At 40.6% G+C, this 19,132-nt stretch carries 15 protein-coding genes; 6 read left to right on the top strand and 9 right to left on the bottom strand.

Going from position 1 to position 19,132, the window contains the following annotated elements; translation table 11 throughout:
- The first annotated feature begins 123 nt into the window (after positions 1 to 123).
- Complete coding sequence (locus H5181_RS00500; RefSeq protein WP_011637597.1) at positions 124 to 417, top strand: hypothetical protein; 294 nt, start codon at positions 124 to 126, stop codon at positions 415 to 417.
- A gap of 180 nt (positions 418 to 597) precedes the next feature.
- Here H5181_RS00500 and H5181_RS00495 read toward each other — a convergent pair whose 3' ends face one another.
- Positions 598 to 924: an EF-hand domain-containing protein gene (locus H5181_RS00495; RefSeq protein ID WP_123883218.1), complete on the bottom strand. Its 327-nt coding sequence runs from the start codon at positions 922 to 924 to the stop codon at positions 598 to 600.
- Positions 925 to 1,377: 453 nt separating this feature from the next.
- Positions 1,378 to 2,241, bottom strand: coding sequence for a PA4780 family RIO1-like protein kinase (locus H5181_RS00490; protein ID WP_011637595.1), 864 nt, complete (start codon positions 2,239 to 2,241; stop codon positions 1,378 to 1,380).
- 631 nt (positions 2,242 to 2,872) lie between these two features.
- Between H5181_RS00490 and H5181_RS00485 the strand changes: the two genes are divergently transcribed.
- The 3 genes from H5181_RS00485 (at position 2,873) to H5181_RS00475 (ending at position 5,582) form a co-directional block, all read left to right on the top strand.
- Entirely contained in the window at positions 2,873 to 4,021 is a 1,149-nt protein-coding gene (locus H5181_RS00485; RefSeq protein ID WP_059743657.1) for a BamA/TamA family outer membrane protein, read from the top strand.
- Positions 4,008 to 4,841: a hypothetical protein gene (locus H5181_RS00480; protein ID WP_259396906.1), complete on the top strand. Its 834-nt coding sequence runs from the start codon at positions 4,008 to 4,010 to the stop codon at positions 4,839 to 4,841. The genes H5181_RS00485 and H5181_RS00480 overlap by 14 nt, the downstream gene beginning before the upstream one ends.
- Before the next feature lie 444 nt (positions 4,842 to 5,285).
- Positions 5,286 to 5,582: a hypothetical protein gene (locus H5181_RS00475; RefSeq protein WP_102035939.1), complete on the top strand. Its 297-nt coding sequence runs from the start codon at positions 5,286 to 5,288 to the stop codon at positions 5,580 to 5,582.
- Positions 5,583 to 5,605: 23 nt separating this feature from the next.
- On the opposite strand, the gene yfaE is transcribed toward H5181_RS00475, so the two are convergent.
- The 5 genes from yfaE to ubiG form a co-directional block, all read right to left on the bottom strand.
- On the bottom strand, positions 5,606 to 6,007 hold the full coding sequence (gene yfaE / locus H5181_RS00470; protein WP_102035938.1) for a class I ribonucleotide reductase maintenance protein YfaE: 402 nt from the start codon (positions 6,005 to 6,007) through the stop codon (positions 5,606 to 5,608).
- Positions 5,997 to 7,127, bottom strand: a complete 1,131-nt coding sequence (gene nrdB, locus H5181_RS00465) for a class Ia ribonucleoside-diphosphate reductase subunit beta (protein ID WP_011637590.1) — start codon at positions 7,125 to 7,127, stop codon at positions 5,997 to 5,999. The genes yfaE and nrdB overlap by 11 nt, the downstream gene beginning before the upstream one ends.
- 72 nt (positions 7,128 to 7,199) lie before the next feature.
- Positions 7,200 to 9,488 carry a class 1a ribonucleoside-diphosphate reductase subunit alpha gene (gene nrdA, locus H5181_RS00460; RefSeq protein WP_011637589.1) on the bottom strand — a complete coding sequence of 763 codons (2,289 nt, stop codon included), beginning with the start codon at positions 9,486 to 9,488 and terminating at the stop codon, positions 7,200 to 7,202.
- Positions 9,489 to 10,080: 592 nt separating this feature from the next.
- Positions 10,081 to 10,743: an HAD family hydrolase gene (locus H5181_RS00455; protein ID WP_102035937.1), complete on the bottom strand. Its 663-nt coding sequence runs from the start codon at positions 10,741 to 10,743 to the stop codon at positions 10,081 to 10,083.
- A 123-nt stretch (positions 10,744 to 10,866) separates the two neighbouring features.
- A complete protein-coding gene (ubiG, locus tag H5181_RS00450; RefSeq protein WP_182749796.1) occupies positions 10,867 to 11,589 on the bottom strand; it encodes a bifunctional 2-polyprenyl-6-hydroxyphenol methylase/3-demethylubiquinol 3-O-methyltransferase UbiG in 723 nt (240 codons plus the stop codon).
- A gap of 387 nt (positions 11,590 to 11,976) precedes the next feature.
- On the opposite strand from ubiG, the gene gyrA reads away from it, so the two are divergent.
- On the top strand, positions 11,977 to 14,706 hold the full coding sequence (gene gyrA, locus H5181_RS00445; protein WP_011637586.1) for a DNA gyrase subunit A: 2,730 nt from the start codon (positions 11,977 to 11,979) through the stop codon (positions 14,704 to 14,706).
- Between the two features lie 177 nt (positions 14,707 to 14,883).
- Positions 14,884 to 15,975 (top strand): 3-phosphoserine/phosphohydroxythreonine transaminase, encoded by a 1,092-nt coding sequence (serC, locus tag H5181_RS00440; RefSeq protein WP_182749794.1) that lies wholly within the window; start codon positions 14,884 to 14,886, stop codon positions 15,973 to 15,975.
- A 159-nt stretch (positions 15,976 to 16,134) separates the two neighbouring features.
- Here the strand turns inward: serC and H5181_RS00435 are convergent, their stop codons facing one another.
- Together H5181_RS00435 and H5181_RS00430 are read right to left on the bottom strand one after the other, a co-directional pair.
- Positions 16,135 to 17,214, bottom strand: a complete 1,080-nt coding sequence (locus tag H5181_RS00435) for a methyltransferase (protein ID WP_182749791.1) — start codon at positions 17,212 to 17,214, stop codon at positions 16,135 to 16,137.
- 213 nt (positions 17,215 to 17,427) lie between these two features.
- On the bottom strand, positions 17,428 to 18,789 hold the full coding sequence (locus tag H5181_RS00430; RefSeq protein WP_182749789.1) for an aromatic amino acid transport family protein: 1,362 nt from the start codon (positions 18,787 to 18,789) through the stop codon (positions 17,428 to 17,430).
- Positions 18,790 to 19,132: the final 343 nt, after the last annotated feature.

Here is a 19,132-nt window from a genome sequence, read left to right as displayed (position 1 = left end):
CCAAATGATGCAAGCGATTAAATGGCATTAGCTTGAACTGCTGTATTGGCGTTCAAGGAAAACTTTGATGCAGAGTTAATTCATTGTATTATATTGATTAAAAATTATTGAAGGTAATGTTAAATGGAGTGTCCTCGTTGTAAGGGTATCTTTGCCCGTAAAGCGCTTAAACAAGTCCGTAAAGGTAAACATGGGGTTGAAACACAGTGCCCTAAATGTGAGCAATGGTTGATGTTCGAGCCTAAAATGATGATGACCAAAAATATTGGTTTATTTATTTTGTTGGTATTCAGTGTGGCTAACTTCTTCATCGACAACACTGATTATCGCTTAATATGCTCGTTTTTAGGTTTTGCGGGTGCTTGTATTGCTTTTTATGGCGTATTTAAAAGTAAGCTTATTGCTGCGCAGGAGTAATGTGTAATTTGAATCTTAGTGATGGTGTGGAAAAATGGCGCTATACCTTGCAGGTGTAGATACAACTAAGTCGCTTGCTATGCTACAGCGTATTTAAAAGAGAGGTGATGCTGATTACCTCTCTATGGCGATGTTGATTACTACCCCGAGCAGAGATTATGTAGATATCCCAAACTGAGATTATTTAGAATTTCTCATCATTTCCCGATGAGATTGAAATTCTTCAGCATCAATAAATTTATTGTGATCCAAATCGATACGCTCAAACATTTCATCACAATTCGATGAGTTTTTTAATAGACGACCTTCAGATTCACGCAATGCTTGCCTGGCTTTTTGAAAGCGCTCAAACTCTTCTTCAGATATCAATTTGTCTTGATTAGTATCAAAATCGGAAAATGCAGGCATCTGAGACATTCTCATCATTCCATTTTCATTTCCGATAGCATTAGCTGACATAGAAATAGTAAGACAAACTAGTAATACCGATAGAACATAGCTACTCATAATATTCTCCTTGTTAAGTTTTCAATATCATTATACGCCTATTTATCCATTCAAAAAACAAGGTTATTTAACGTGTGTAAATTGATCATATTACTTTTTAGCAAACATAACGGTTTACTCATGGCTATGTGGAAAAAGGAACAAATTGACGTTTAGCCAGTAATGAGATTGCTTTTGCACACGATAGCGTTAACAAGCGTCGCTTAAAAGTGCAGTGTTTAGGCGGCCAGCGGTTATGGTTAACCAACTTGCTTAGTTGAGATGAGCGTCTTAATTTGGTACTAATTTGGTATTCGCTAGGGGTAATTAGCCGTCAACTCGGGTTGGCTTGGCGTTAATTAAGGGGGGAAGGCTAATTGAATAGGGGACTTACCGACAATTTATTCGATCAAGTATTCGATAATTTGTCGGTAAGCCTCCCTAGGTGTTCACATGAGTATATAAACGATCGATTTAATACTCGTCGTTGTTTGCATCACTCATGCGCTCGCGTCTTTCTTGCGCTTCTTCAAATGCAGCGTTGATTTCTTCTAATACCGAATCGACATCAGCAGCGGTCGTGTCTTCTTCAAACAAACCGGTCAATTGTGTTTCCGGCGTTAATTCACCTTGTTCATACAAGGCCCACATTTCTTTAGCATATTTTGTTGCTGCTAATTCTGGGGCAAATTGAGAATAATAGTCTGTCATATTATTCACATCACGAAATAACATCGCTTTGGCATTATTGTTTGCTGATGCATCAACAGCTTGGGGCAGGTCAATGATCACCGGTCCATTCTGATCTACAAGCACGTTAAATTCTGATAAATCGCCATGAACAATACCTGCACATAACATCCGTACAACATAACCCATCATGACGTAATGCTGTGTTTGTGCTTGTTCTACGCTCATCTGGGTGACGTCATTTAATCGAGGCGCTACATCACCATGAACATTGGTGATCAACTCCATCAATAGCACCCCATCAAAGCAGCCATAAGGCACTGGTACTCTAATTTTAGCTGCGGCGCATTTATATAACGCGTCGACCTCGGCATTCTGCCAAGCTTTTTCTTGTTCTTCACGACCGTATTTAGAACCCTTTTCCATGGCTCTACCACGACGACTGTTTTTAGTTTTTCGACCTTCTTGATATTGTGCTGCTTTTTTAAAACTGCGTTTAGTGGCTTCCTTATACACTTTGGCGCAGCGAATCGCATCGCCACATCTGATCATATAGACCGTAGCTTCTTTGCCACTCATGAGTTGGCTTATCACTTCATCGACGAGACCATCGTCAACCAGTGGTTGTAATCGTATAGGCGTTTTCATAGCGTCGTTATACCTTACTTGCGCGCTGGATGATATATCTAAGGAAATAATTTTTACTTGCTGATGGGCTACTGATTAAATGAGGCTCAATAGTACTAAATTTGTGCTTCGTAGACTCTTGTTTATTAGATAAAAATGCTGTAGCCATACAGCTAAATATAGTCGATTCTGGTCCTTTTACCGAAAGATACTGATAGGATAAATGTTGAGCTAGCACCAAAAAGAGCGGCTAAACGTGCTATATTAGCGGCCGTTATTTCGCGTAATAATATCAGTTGCGTCTTTAGATAAAAAGATTGCTGATTGTATACCTAAGTTAACGTCAGGTATAAATGTCAGCGTGTAACTCAGTATATGGTCCAGTGTATTCATTATTTAGTATTTAATGACGTTGAGCTTCAGTAAGGCTTAAGTTTTTCTTCAGCAAATATTGAGCGATGAATAAGATAATCTGTTCTGATTTAGTTGTTATTTGATGCCTATATGAATCGATCGCTATGTGAATCGATTATTATCGATAACAACTATTTATACTGAATGCTATCGAGTTAACTCATTGAACAGCAATTCCAAAATTTGGCATGGAAGTCATCATGCGTACTTAGTTTTTCAACATTTTAATAGAGTTTTTATGAAACGGACCTTACTTTTAGCACTATTTGTTTTTTCTAACGCAGCCACTGCAGTTGAACCTTTATTTGAAACCCCCAAAGATATGCAACCTACATGGATTGATGACATTTTGTCGGTTTTTGGCGCGGATGGTGAATTCGATGACACTAAAGCTATTGATATGAGTTATTTACCTACAGCATATTACACCCCAGAGAAAAAGTTTGGTGTGGGTTTACTTATGGTGGGGTTATACAAAACTGATAATGCATCAAGTGAACAACAGCCTTCATCATTGGTGTTGAATTCATTTGCTTCTGTGAACAATTCTTATGGCGTCACAGTAGAAAATATGACGTTTTTAAATCAAGGTAAGCAGCGGTTGTTGCTTGACTTAGAACTGCATAATGAAGCTGCTGTTTATTATGGAATAGGGATTGAACAAGGCGATCAAGATCTTAATCATCATGAATTTAAAGAACAACTGTATAGCTTTAAGCCGCGTTGGATGACCGAAATTGCCAGTAACTATTTTATTGGTGTGGGTGCTGACTTTATTTATACTACGGCCGACAGCTTAGAATTAGTCGCAACAGAAGCACCAATGGATTCAAATACTCTTTTGCCAGACAATTTTAGCTCAGGTGTTGTGGTAACCAGTATTTATGATTCAAGAGATTACCGTTTAAACGCAACAAAAGGCTGGTTATTTCAAGTTGATGCTGGATTATATCAAAATGACCAGTTCGATTCGTTTTCTACTTATAATATTGAATTAGCTAATTATATTGATTTAGGCTCGACACCGGGTTTAATCGCTTGGCAAGTACAAGGTCATCTAACCAGTGGCGATGTACCTTGGAATCTATTACCTGATCTTGGTGGCTCTGACGCGATGCGAGGCTACATTAGAGGCCGATATCGTGATGAGCAAATGATGATGGGACAAGTTGAATATCGCTTACCAGTATTTCAACGTTATGGCATGGTATTTTGGGGCGCTGTTGGCAGTGTCGCACCTAAAGTGAGTGAACTAACCGATACGCTATTAACCGCCTATGGCACAGGGTTTAGATTTAAAATAAAAGACAATATTAATTTACGTTTTGACGTAGGTGTTGGTGAAAATGAAACTAACTTCTACCTGAATGTGAATGAAGTTTTTTAAGGCGATACGATTGAATATATTAACGTCGCGAATAAGACTTATGATGACCGGGTGTCGTAACAACAGGTCGTTGGCGATAGCTGGTGTCCTAGTCCCGAGAATACTGATAAGTGTATGTCTGGTTAGTGGCTTATTGCAAAGTAATAGAGTCTTGGCCAATGACATCCCACAAAGTTGCCAGCGAAGCTTCAATTACTCTATTTATCTCAGTGGACTTCACACAGGTGAGATGAGTCGTACTGAGAACTGGCAGGGTAAGTCTGCTGTTATCATCTCTAAGAGTGAAGCCAGTATTTTAGGGATAGGTACTCAATATCAACAACGTACTGAGTTATCGTGGTCAAATAACAGTAATGAATGGTTAACTGATAGTTTTCATCAACAGGTAACTGGTTTTCGTTCTCGAGACATGCAAGCCACTTTTTACAATAATGGCCTTGAGTCACGCGTGGATATTGATGGCGATATTGAGAATTATACCTCAAGCCAAATTCCATTAAGGGATGTAGACACCTTAGCGATTCAAATCCGCGAAAACTTGCTGGGCGGCCGACGTCAATTTGCGTTAATTAGGCAAGCTTCAGATGCAATTGAACCTTATCAGTTTTATGTGAAGGACAAATTAATTACCACTATCGGCTCTTGGGGGGAGATACAGCTTATTCCGGTAGAGCAAACTGGGGCCGAAGAGGTGACGTATTACTTTGCACCAAGTATGAATTATCAACTGGTAAAAGCCCATTATCATGGGATGATTTTGCAAGGGGTTATTGAGCTTGATCGTTATGTTTCATCTTGCGATACCATGTCTGAGAGTTAACCTTAACTCGTGATAAGCAGCAAATTCAGTAGCCGTTTAATTCACTAGCCTCATTGACGCGTCAATGAGGCTAGTTCACACAATATGATTACAATGAATGAATAGACACAATAGTGAATTCATTTACTCGTTATGGGCGGCTGACTCATCATTATTTATGCTAGTTATTTTAACATTAGCCATTATCCACACTCGTCATAGCCATTATTAGCTCTAGTCAATAATGACTAAACAATTGCTCCCGATACCTTACTATTAGCCCTGTAAGCTCTTCAATAGACTTCATTTTTTACAACCTATCTAACGATACCTCTGCGACATAAGCTCGATGGCTAACATGATGGAATCTTGTCGTCTATATTATATGATTTTGGCTGGTGAATATGCCCACAAATTTATATCGAATAGGTATAATTTGCTGCTGATGTTCCCATTGGAGATACCATGGCCAAGGTAATCAATAAAGCCATTTTTAGCAGTCGGATATTGTCGATAAACCTGGTGACTTACCATACTCATCACCGAGTGATGGCCCATATCGATCCGGTACAACAAGGCCGCTATTACAAACTCAATTTTGTCCTTGTGCAACCTAAAGTCGGTGGGGTGTTTCTGTGTGCGAAATGCATCATGAACTTATGGGGGCGAGTGTATTTATTTCGTCCAGATAAATATGAGCATAGCGTGACTAAGATTGAGACGGGTAAACGCGTGTTGTTAAGTATTGCTTTGAATATCTAGAAGGGTGTTAACGGGACAATAAGTTAACGTTCGTGGGCAAGTTTAGGGCTGTTAGTCTGTAATTGTTGGGTTAACGCAGTTGTTTGCTTATGAGTGTCATTGGTTGAGGCATATTGACGTTTAGCCACCACTTGCACACCTTCAGTTGATAGTTTGAGATTTAAATCCCCCTCAGGCACACAACAACAGGGCAGACATTCATCTGATTTAAGTTCAGCTAGTGGCTCGGAGAAGTATTTAACTTCTCCTGATATCACTGTGGTTTTACACGCGCCGCAAAATCCATTACGACACTCTGAAAACACTTTCACTTTTTTCGACTCAAGCGCTTCTAATAAGCTTGAATGTTGGCCGTCAAATAAAATAACCGGCTGTCCTTTCAAGCTTACAATTGGGGCTTTTTTGAAAAGTTTTTTATAGGTCAAAATCTAAAAACTCATCGCCATCAACAGAAGAATCAATTTGACCAACAAGATAAGATGATACTTCTACTTCTTGTGGGGCAACTTGTACTGCATCACTTTCTAACCAGTTTTTCATCCACGGTAGTGGATTCGATTGTTCATCATAAGGTTGAGGTAAGTGAACTGACTTCATCCGTTGGTTAGTAATAAACTCAACGTACTGGCATAAAATCTGTTCATTTAAGCCAATCATCGAACCGTCTTTGAATAAGTACTTGGCCCATTCTTTTTCTTGTTCCGCCGCTTTGACGAATAAGTCATACGCTTCTTGCTTACACTCAGCAGCAATTTCTCCCATTTCTGGGTCGTCTTTACCACCCTGCATCAGAGCTAAAATGTGTTGTGTACTATTGAGGTGTAATGCTTCATCACGGGCAATTAAGCGAATAATTTTAGCATTACCTTCCATAACACGGCGCTCTGCAAAGGCAAACGAACAAGCAAAACTGACATAGAAGCGAATCGCTTCTAAGGCATTAACTGACATCATGCACAAATATAATGACTTTTTAAGAATACGTGAATTAACGGTGATTTCTTTACCGTTAATAATGTGCGTTCCTTCACCTAGCAAGTTATTAATCTGGGTGAGGTTAATCAAGTCATCGTAATAAGCGGCAATATCACCGGCACGCTTTAAGATTTCGTCATTTTGTACAATATCGTCAAATACTAAAGATGGATTATTAACAATATTCCGAATAATGTGAGTGTACGAACGCGAGTGAATGGTTTCAGAAAACGACCATGTTTCAATCCACGTTTCCAATTCAGGTAGCGATACCAAAGGCAAAAATGCCACATTCGGCGAGCGGCCTTGAATTGAGTCTAGCAAGGTTTGGTATTTCAGATTTGATAAGAAAATATGTTGTTCATGTTCAGGTAAATTACCGAAATCAATTTTGTCACGGCTGACATCAACTTCTTCTGGACGCCAGAAAAACGATAATTGCTTTTCAATTAGTTTTTCAAAGACTTCATATTTCTGTTGATCGTAGCGTGCCACATTAACCGATTGACCGAAAAACATCGGTTCTTTAGTCGAATCGTTAGGTGTTTGACAAAATGTTGAGTAAGCCATTATTTAGGTGTCCTGAAAACGCATTTTTCAAAAAGCGGGGAAGGCCCCCGCTAAATATAGATAAAGTGATGATTATATCTTACACGCACCGCCACCACAGCCATCGTCTTCTTCTTCGACAGCAATAATGTCGTCAAACTGATCCGAAGCACCGTCGCGAGTATTATGATAATACAATGTTTTAATGCCCAGTTTGTATACGCTTAACAAGTCTTTTAACAACGTTTGCATCGGTACACGACCGCCTTCAAAACGGCTAGGATCATAATTGGTGTTGGCCGAAATAGCTTGGTCGATAAACTTCTGCATTAAACCAACAAGTTGGATATAACCATCGTTGTTTGGCATATTCCACAGTAGTTCGTACTTATCTTTGAGCAATTCAAAATCAGGAACGACTTGCTTTAACTGACCATCTTTACTGGCTTTAACGCTGATTAAGCCGCGTGGAGGCTCGATACCATTGGTCGCATTTGAAATTTGCGATGAGGTTTCAGACGGCATTAGCGCAGACAAGGTTGAGTTACGTAAACCGTACTGCTTAATGTCGCTACGCAAGCTTTCCCAATCCATGTGCAATGGCTCGTCACAAATCTTGTCTAAATCACGCTTGTAAGTATCGATAGGTAAAATACCTTTCGAATACGTAGTCTCGTGGAATAACGGACATGCACCTTGCTCTTTAGCTAAGTTCATTGACGCTTTCAGTAAATAAAACTGAATTGCTTCAAAGGTCTTATGAGTTAAGTTATTGGCTGAACCGTCTGAATACTTTTTACCGTTTTTAGCTAAGTAGTTAGCAAAGTTAATCACACCAATACCTAAGGTACGACGGTTCATTGAACTCGTTTGCGCGGCTTTGATTGGGTAATCTTGGTAATCAAGTAAGTTATCTAGGGCACGTACGGCTAAATCAGCTAATGGCTCAAGTTCAGATAAATCTTTAATTGCGCCTAAGTTAAGTGCTGACAAGGTACATAACGCGATTTCACCGTCAGGATCATCAATATTAGTCAGTGGCTTAGTTGGCAAAGCAATTTCTAAACATAAGTTAGATTGCTTAATTGGCGCAACTTTAGAGTCAAACGGGCTGTGAGTATTACAGTGATCGACGTTTTGAATGTAGATACGGCCAGTAGAAGCACGTTCTTGCATCATCAATGAAAACAGTTCAACCGCTTTAATTTGTTTTTTGCGGATATTGCTGTCTTGCTCATACTGAAGGTATAAACGTTCAAACTCAGCTTGATCTTCAAAGAATGCATCGTAAAGACCTGGCACGTCTGATGGGCTGAATAAACTGATGTATTCGCCTTTAATCAAACGTTGGTACATTAATTTGTTTAACTGCACACCGTAGTCAAGATGACGTACACGGTTGTCGTCAACACCACGGTTGTTTTTAAGGACTAGTAGCGATTCAACTTCTAGATGCCATAAAGGATAGAAAAGGGTTGCTGCGCCGCCACGTACGCCGCCTTGAGAACAAGACTTCACCGCAGTTTGGAAATACTTATAAAAAGGTAAACAACCAGTGTGGAAAGCTTCACCGCCACGAATAGGGCTACCAAGGGCTCGAATACGACCAGCGTTAATACCAATACCAGCACGTTGGCTAACGTATTTAACGATAGACGATGCCGTCGCATTGATTGAATCCAAGCTGTCATCACACTCAATCAACACACATGAGCTGAACTGACGTGTAGGTGTACGCACACCGGCCATGATTGGCGTTGGTAAAGAAATCTTAAACAGAGACGTCGCGTCATAGAAGTCTTTAATGTACTTCAAACGGATTTCTTTTGGGTAACGGGCAAACAAACATGCAGCCACTAAAATATATAAAAACTGGGCGCTTTCGTACACTTCATGCGTTACACGGTTTTGAACTAGGTATTTACCTTCAAGTTGCTTTACCGCGGCATAAGAGAAGTTCAAGTCACGCCAGTGATCGATATAAGTGTCGAGGATGTCTAATTCTTCACGGCTGTAGTCAGCCATGATATGCATGTCATATTTACCAATTTCAACTAACTTGGTGACATGGTCATATAATGTTGGTGGCTCAAATTGACCAAATGCTTTTTTACGTAAATGGAACACCGCTAAGCGGGCAGCCACAAATTGGTAATCAGGTGACTCAGGAGAGATCAAGTCAGCAGCGGCTTTGATGATCGTTTCATGAATGGCTTCTGTTGGAATGCCATCAAAAAACTGCAGATGAGATCGAAGTTCTACTTCAGATACTGAGACGTTTTTTAATCCCTTGGCTGCCCAAGTGATCACGCGATGAATTTTATCTAAATCGATAGATTCACGTTCGCCACTGCGTTTAGTGACTGTCATATTGCTATTCATTGAAGAGAGGCCTTGGTTCTATATCTAATCATGTGATCTGTTGTTGGATGCAGTGCTGCTTGATTCGATCCGAACCAGTTACAAAACAATTCCATGTTAAAACAATCAACCTGATGTACTCACAACGTGGTAGTTAAACACCAGTACGTTCAGTTAGCAGCTACATCCTTTGGAACGTCGTGGAGTAGTGTTTTGATTGTTAGCCACACACAAGATATGGTGTTATTTAAAATCTAAGATACAAGATAGTGAGGTTTGAGGTTTATTGCAAGCCACAATTTCATTAACTTCTTGTGGATAACTTGAGGATAAACGGCAGGGTTAGTGACAACTAACCCTAGAGCCCAAATTCATAAAGAGTTTTTGATAAATGATATTTTTTAATCCATCAAATGAGAAAGATTTGATCGCTAAAATAAACAGCGATCAAAAAAAATGCACTGTTTATTGGTTGATCTTTTGTTGGTTTTGATCGGGTGGAAATTGGCGGCGGTTAACTGTTCATTTAAGCCGAATAAGACCCGTTAAACTTCACTCATGCTTTGTTCATTTACCCAAAATATCCCGCTAACTTGATGCCCAAATAGTGTCATTACTCAGTGAAGAAATGCTTTAGTGAGGCACCATGTTCAAATTGTCTGCCTGCTGGCCATGTGTCAGGTTTATCTGTCGCAGATAAATAACCCCATAAAGCAACGCCGCCTAACATACTGGCATTATGGGCGGCGACTAAGTCGCGTTCGGCATCGCCTAGATATAAGATACTTTGAGGAGCAATGGCAATTTGTTGTGCTGCTAACAGCATTGGTGCGGTATGAGGTTTAGAGTGGCGGGTGCTATCACCACTGATCATGGTTTTCAATTTATGAGTTAAACCAAGCTTTTCCACTAATGGCCTGGCAAATCGAGCTGGCTTATTGGTCACGACACCATAAGGAATCGATTGGGCATCAAATAAAGACAACAGTTCAGGTAAGTCATCAAATAAACGGCTGTTGTCACCATTAATACGGGCATAATGCTGAAGTAGCGCTTGCTGGATGGTGATTTGTACTTGTTCATCGGCATCTGGAATGGCCGTTTTGACTAAATATAAGCTGCCATGTGATGCTGCATGGCGCATCAAATCAAGCGGTTGGACGTTAAAACCGGCTTCATCCAAGCTGAGGTTCAATGCCTGCACTAAATCTGGGGCTGTATCGGCTAAGGTACCGTCTAAATCGAACAGCACTCCTTTTATATCTTGTTTATGCAAGGGCTAGCTCCTAACGAGATAAAATAACAATAGACAGTGCAAGCCCTTTATAGCGTTATTAGTACAACATAACGCTATTGTGCTGCATTCACGTTGAAATGTTGAAAAGAATCACCTGGATGATCAATCAATTTTTTGAGTGGCTATCATATAGTTTACATCGACACTTTTAGTGTACTTAAACACACCTGACAATGGATTGTAGGTAATTCCCAGCGCATCTTTACACAATAAGTCGGTGTTATCGACCAATGCCATCAGTTCCGATGGGCGAATAAATTTGCTGTGATCGTGAGTGCCAACTGGCAGCATTTTTAATAAATACTCTGCGCCGATAATCGTCTGTAAATAAGACATCATATTACGGTTTATGGTTGAGAAAAACACAAAACCGTTAGGTTTAACCATGTCACAACAGGCTTGAATCACCGATTGTGGATCGGGTACATGTTCGAGCATTTCCATGCAAGTAACCACATCATAATATTCACGGTGGTTATCGCGATGTGCTTCGGCTGTTGTTTTGAGATAATTAACCGTAACACCAGACTCTAAGGCATGTAGTTTTGCTACTTCAAGCGGTTCGTTGCCCATATCAATACCGTCAACGTGGGCGCCAAGGCGCGCCATACTTTCTGACAAAATGCCGCCACCACAGCCAACATCAAGTACTTTCTTGTCAAAAATACCATCAGCGGTTTGGTCAATGTAGTTTAAGCGCAGTGGATTAAGTAAATGTAATGGCTTGAACTCGCCATTGAGATCCCACCAAGTTTGCGCCATGGCTTCAAATTTTGCGATCTCTAGCGGATCAACATTGGGTGTCGATTGTTCAGCGTGTGACATAACTTAACCTAAGTGTGTAATAAAGTATGGTCGCTATTATAGCGATAACCTTTGCGAATAGTAGTTAACAATGGCTTTTGCGGTTCACGCTTGCTCATAAAACATCCATTTAAGCGAGGTGAATTGTCATTTTGTGCTATCAACTGCTTAAAGCATCAGCAAGTTAACGGTTATTGTTGCTTAAATTTAGTCATATATTAGCCAATGAATAAACTAAATTAGCTGAAAATATTAGCTTTTTTATAATTTTTAAGAGTGATAGAGCATTTGGCTGGTCTTTGCTCTGGCGACATTAAATATCTGTGTTAGAATGCCAAATCACGTTTTTAAGCTAGATAATAATATGGAAGTTTTATTGTCAGCTCACTTTAGGGGAACGCGCAGTTTATGACTGATCTGGCATCATCTATTTCGCCAATTAACATCGAAGACGAACTTAAGAATTCTTACCTTGATTACGCAATGAGTGTAATTGTAGGTCGTGCTTTACCTGACGTCCGTGACGGTTTAAAACCAGTTCACCGTCGAGTATTGTTCGCAATGAGCGAATTAAAAAACGATTGGAACAAACCATATAAGAAATCCGCTCGTGTCGTTGGTGACGTAATTGGTAAATATCACCCACACGGTGATACAGCTGTATACGATACAATTGTACGTATGGCGCAACCGTTCTCGCTACGCTACACATTGATTGACGGACAAGGAAACTTTGGTTCGGTCGACGGTGACTCGGCAGCGGCGATGCGTTATACCGAAATCCGCATGCAAAAGTTGGCGCATTCATTATTAGCCGACCTTGAAAAAGAAACTGTGGATTTTGTGCCTAACTACGATGGCACCGAAATGATCCCTGCGGTGTTACCAACACGTGTACCGAACCTATTAATCAATGGTTCATCAGGTATTGCGGTTGGTATGGCCACTAACATTCCACCTCACAACTTAACAGAAGTAGTGAAAGGCTGTTTGGCGTTAATCGAAGATCCAAGTTTATCGATTGAACAGTTAATGGAATACATTCCAGGTCCAGATTTTCCAACGGCAGCTTCAATAAACGGTCGCAAAGGCATTATCGATGCTTATAACACTGGCCGTGGACGCGCTATCATGCGCTCTAAAGCGGAAATTGAAACTGAAGAGAATGGTCGTGAACGTATTATTGTTCATGAAATTCCATATCAAGTTAACAAAGCCCGTTTGATTGAAAAAATTGCTGAGCTTGTTAAAGATAAAAAATTAGAAGGTATCAGTGGCCTACGCGATGAGTCTGACAAAGACGGTATGCGTATTGTTATTGAAATCAAACGTGGTGAAGTGGGTGAGGTTGTACTAAACAACTTATATTCTCAAACACAAATGCAGTGTTCTTTTGGTATCAACATGGTGGCATTGACTAACGGTCAGCCTAAATTGTTTAACCTTAAAGAAATGCTGGAGTGTTTTATTCTTCACCGTCGTGAAGTGGTCACGCGCCGTACTGTATTTGAACTGCGTAAAGCCCGCGAACGTGCTCATGTTCTTGAAGCACTTGCCATTGCATTGGCTAACATCGACCCTATTATTGCGCTTATTAAAGCCTCTCCTACACCTGCTGAAGCCAAAGCAAAATTGGTTGCACAAGGTTGGGAATTAGGTCATGTACAAGGCATGCTTGAAAAAGCTGGTGATGACGCTGCACGCCCTGAATGGTTAGAGCCTGAGTTCGGTATCCGTGACGGTCAGTACTATTTAACTGAGCAACAAGCACAAGCGATTTTGGAATTACGTCTGCACCGTTTAACCGGTCTAGAACATGACAAGATTTTAGCTGAATATGAAGAGCTTTTAGTTCTGATTGCAGGTTTGTTATTCATTCTTCGTACTCCATCTCGTTTGATGGAAGTGATTAAAGAAGAACTTGAAGAAATACTTGAGCAATACGGTGATGAACGTCGCACCATTATTAACGCTAATGAAATTGATATGAGTCTTGAAGACTTAATCAATGAAGAAGACGTTGTAGTGACCTTGTCTCACTTAGGTTATGCGAAATACCAAGTACTGTCTGATTACCAAGCGCAGCGTCGTGGTGGTAAAGGTAAAGCCGCAACTAAAGTAAAAGATGAAGACTTTGTAGAAAAGTTATTGGTGGCAAACACCCATGACACCATCTTGTGTTTCTCTGACTTTGGTAAGATGTACTGGCTAAAAGTGTATCAATTACCATTGGCAAGTCGTACTGCCCGTGGTCGTCCAATTGTTAACTTATTACCACTATCTGACGGTGAGCACATTACTGCCATTCTACCGGTACGTGAGTATGCAGATGATAAATATATCATCATGGCAACAGCACACGGTACCGTGAAGAAAACAGCATTAACAGCATATAGTAACCCTCGTGCAAACGGCATTATTGCTGTGAACCTAAAAGACGGCGACCAATTAATTGGCGTTGATATTACTGAAGGTAGTGACGACATTATGTTGTTCTCTAACGAAGGTAAAGTGGTTCGCTTTAATGAGAAAGCGCGTGATTCTGAAACCGGTGAAGTGAAGATAGATGCTGAAACTGGCGAAGAAATCATTGCACTGCGCCCTATGGGTCGTACTGCTACCGGTGTTCGTGGTATTAAGCTTGATGCGGGCCAAAAAGTGGTGTCGTTAATTGTGCCTAAAGGTGACGGTGCAATTTTAACCGTAACTGAAAATGGTTACGGTAAACGTACAGAGCTAAGTGAATACCCAGCGAAGAGCCGCGGTACTAAAGGTGTTGTGTCGATTAAAGTCAGTGAACGTAACGGTGAAGTAGTCGGTGCTGTTCAAGTGGGTACTTTTGACGAAATCATGTTGATCAGTAATAAAGGCACCTTAGTGCGTACTCCTGCTGAAGGCGTATCCATTATTGGTCGTAACACTCAAGGTGTGACCATCATCCGTACCGCAGAAGACGAGAAAGTCGTTGGTTTGCAACGTATTGAAGAAATTCAAACTGAAGAGCTGTTAGACGAAGAAGGCAATGTTATTCCAGTAAGCGATGTTATCGATGCTGAAGTGACAGATGCTGAGTCAACTGACGATGTTGAAGCAACAGATCCAGATGAAGCCAAAACCGGAGATGACGAACAAGAGTAGTAGATTACTTTTGTTGTCGATATCCTCGAACGGGCGCCTTAATGGCGCCCGTTTTATTTTACGGAATAAATTTCATCAAAATAGGTAAATAAAGGCCTATTCATCAACCCGTAAAATACTTACTATTACGGTTAAATTGTTATTGTCTATATTGATTATTTGTCAAAGGAGTTGTCTGTGAGCGCGATTTATAATTTCTGTGCTGGACCTGCCATGTTACCTCAAGCTGTAATGCAAAAAGCACAACAGGAATTAATTGATTGGAATGGCCTAGGCGTCTCCGTGATGGAAATCAGTCATCGCAGTAAAGAGTTTATTGCGTTGACCGATCAAGCAGAGGTGACATTACGCAAGTTGATGAACATTCCTGCTAATTACCACGTGTTATTTATGCACGGTGGTGGCCGGGCTCAATTTTCTAACGTGGTGAATAACTTTCTTGGCGATAATGGTCAGGCACTTTATTTGGTCAGTGGTCAGTGGTCATCGGCTGCAGTAACTGAAGCGAAGAAATTGGTAAGCGAGCACAATATTGACAGTATCAATATTGTTGAGCAGATCAATGGGCTTTATCAAGTTAAATTACCAGACTTAACGGCAATCGATAAAGATTATCGTTATGTGCATTACTGTTCAAATGAAACCGTAGATGGCATCGAGATTTTTGAAGAGCTAGACAGTCCATGGCCAATTGTTGCTGATTTATCATCGACCATCATGTCGCACGAAATTGATGTCAGCAAATACGGTCTTATTTATGCCGGCGCACAAAAGAACATTGGCCCGTCAGGCTTGTCGATTGTCATTGTGCGTGACGATATGCTTAAACTACCAAGTCTGCCGCAATCATCAGTAATGGATTATCGCGTTGCCGTTGAGCATGGCTCTATGTTTAATACACCGCCAACGTTTGCTTGGTATCTAGCCTCGGAAGTGTTTGCATGGTTAGCCGCAAAGGGGGGGGTAAGTGCGATGGCTGAAGTGAACCAACAAAAAGCTGCGTTACTGTATGATTGTATCGACAGTAATCCGTTTTATAAAAACGGTGTGGCTCCTCATAACCGCTCACGCATGAATGTCACCTTTCAACTAGTGAATGATGCCCTAGACAGTGAGTTTTTAGCACAAGCAGAGCAGGCGGGTTTAGTCGCGTTAAAAGGTCATCGTATTGTCGGTGGAATGCGTGCCAGTATTTATAACGCCATGCCACTTGCGGGTGTACAAGCGTTAGTAGACTTTATGAATAACTTTGCCGTAAAGCACAGTTAATTTAAAAAGCTTATTTATTTAACGTAAGATCGGCTTAATAAAAACAAAGCGAATGCCGAGCAGCATTCGCTTTTTTATGTCATCAATAAATGTGTATTTCATCGCTATATTTCTGATCGCACATCTCATGCCACTGGTTATTACGGAATTGCCGTTCTGTTAATTCATCGGCTTTAATTTACAGCGCAGTAAAGTATGGCCTAGGCCAATGTTGTCGATGTCTTCATCAACATACAAGCCTGTCTCATTGATCATTTTAAGCATATCTTTACTGTGATACATCCGGCTATTGCCATTGGCAATCGCGGTAAAATACAAAGAGGTTGCGTTAACGCAATAGGCACCAGCTTCGTGAGGCTGTCGGTCCCAATACGTCTCTAAAATACACAGTTCACTGTCAGGTTTCATCGCAGCCACTGTGCGCTGGAGAATAGTGATGATTTGTTGTTTAGAAAAACAATCTAAAAATTGACTCATCCAATACAAATCACCTCCTTGGTAAAAAGGTTTGTTGCTATCAAGTAAGTCTGTTTCAAACGGATGAACTCGGTCCGCAACCAAACATGCTTGGGCATTTTTCATTGCCACAGCAAGTTGACCGGGTAAATCCATAATGGTGACGTTGACGTTTTTATTATAGCGGGTGCAGGCAAATGCCCATTTACCGGTATTACCACCTACATCAATAATATGAGCCGGATCTGACTTGAAAATCAAAGGTAATAAACTGTCAAAGGCATGATCTGAATAGTAATGATCAAACTCAAACCAGCTCTTTTTAGTTTGTTCAGGTAGCTGACTTAGCCCAGGGTAAATTGTGTCCCAATCGCCAAAGTGTTTAAGTCCTATTGCTTTGCCTTGCTTAAGTGAATCGTCAAGGTCAAACAAGCCTTGATAGCAAACATCATGGATGAAGTTTAGATTTTTTGCGGCCATATCATCATGGAGTAAGAAATAACCCGTTTTATCGAGTCGATAACGATCATCTTTACACCAAAAAATGCCCATACTTAATCCCATATCGAGCAATACGTGAATGGCATATTCAGACAATTCAACATGTTGAATCAGTTGAATTAAGCTAATACCTTCGTCTCCGGCGTCATCAACCTTTGTGAGTATGCTAAATTGACTTAAGCAACGAGCGACTTGAAAGCTTACCGGTGCGAAGGCTATTTTTTGTGCTTCAAACTTAGCATCAAATGCAGACATTTTTTTTGGGGATTGGTAAAAAGACATTAACTGAATTAACTCAAAGGAAGGAGGTGATATAGCTTCAATAGTAACAAGATAATACTAGTAAGGTTTTGAGCTACTTCTAGTTTTTGTTTTTTGATAAATGTATAACTGTAGAAGTTGAAGCATAACACTACATTTTGAATGAGTTCTTTATACAAAACTCTGCCTCAATGAATCATTCGAGCGGGTGTGAGCCCGCTCGAATTATCTTATTTAACTCAGTAAGCCGAATAGAATGGCTGTCATAGATAATAAACCAGTAATGACGACGAATATGTTACTGACTCGACCGCGGTAGGCTTTCAGTGCCGGTACTTTGTATATCGCATACATTGGCATGAGATATAAAATAGCCGCAATCACCGGGCCACCAAGCGCCTCAATCATACCCAGAATACTTGGGTTCATAACCGCCACGCCCCAAGTAGTCATAAACATAAATCCTAAGATAAATTTTTCCAGTTTTTTGCTATTTTCTGGCTTACTGCTGTCGGGTAATTGCTTGATAATGATGCCTTTCAAACCTTCTGTTGCCCCCATGTAGTGACCGAAGAAAGATGAAATAATGGCGATGAAAGCAATGACAGGGGCAAAGTAGCTGATAAAGCCACTTTCATGCACGTTGGCTAGATAAGACAATATCGGTAAGTTATCGGCTTTAGCTTCTAATAACTGCGCCGGTGTTAGTGACAGAACACAGGAGAACACAAACAACATCACAAATCCGACTAACATAATGGCTGTATTGCGGAGGATGACATCGGCTTTATGGGAAGCATTAGCGCCATGTTCTTTTTTGAGAGAAACCGAGAATTGTGAGATAGCGGGTGAATGGTTAAAGGCAAATACCAACACTGGAATGGTTAACCAAACAGTACCAAGAAAATTGGTTGTTGAAGGCACAACCATTAGCGCATCAAACTTCCAGTCTGGTATAAGGTACAAGGACATAAAAGCAAGGATTGCGACGAGCGGATAAACTAATAACCGCGTCACGGAGAGCATAAATTTTTCACCCGCAACCATCACCGACATCATGCCTAAAATTAACATACCCGAAAGTAGCCAACGTGGAATACCACTGACTTTATCGATGATTTGCCCGCCAGCTTCTGTCAGTGCAGGCGTACCGTCGAGTAACATTCTTGGGACGTCGGTAAACATGCCTAATTGATTAATAATGAAACTGTCGACGGTATTGGTTATCCCAACGCCATAGATTAATACAATGGGATATATGGCTAAAAAATACAGCCAAGTAATCGCTTTACCGGCTCCAGCACCAAAATGTTCTTCAACTACCTGAGTGATGTCACTGCCAGGAATAGCAGATGAGCATAGGAAGCGAGATAATCCACGGTGAGCGAGATAGGTCATTGGGCCTATCATGAGTGCCATTAACACTAATGGCCAAAAACCTCCCATTCCGGCATTGATCGGTAAAAATAAAATTCCAGCGCCAACTGCGGTTCCAAACAAGCTCAACATCCAGGTGGTATCCTGACGTGTCCAGCCAGTAGCTGAAACAACGATTGACTCGGGGACCTCTTGTACACTTATGGCTTCATTTTGCATGGCTGATTCACTTTGTTGATATATTAATTTCAGCGTCAGGCTATCTCTTTTTATGAAAATTTAAACAGCTACATAGCCATTATGTTAATAATGTTCATGCTATGGGAGCTGTATCCCGATGAGCGTAAATTAAAAACTACAAGCGGCTTCAATTCGTATACAACCATCACCTATATATTTAACAGTGCGATTACTTTAATAGATACCCGAGAAATAACAGTATTATGCATTAGCAATATTGGCTCAATTCGATAAATTGCATCGCTTAGATTTGGCTGCACTTAACGCTGTTATTTGCAAAGGCAGATAAGTTCACCTAACTCGAATTGTGGTATTTGGGCGT

Source organism: Shewanella sp. SG44-2, from assembly GCF_014164215.1.
Taxonomy (GTDB): Bacteria; Pseudomonadota; Gammaproteobacteria; order Enterobacterales; family Shewanellaceae; genus Shewanella; species Shewanella frigidimarina.
The sequence above is the reverse complement of the archived record's forward strand: the minus strand, read 5'-3'. Positions and strand labels throughout refer to the sequence as shown.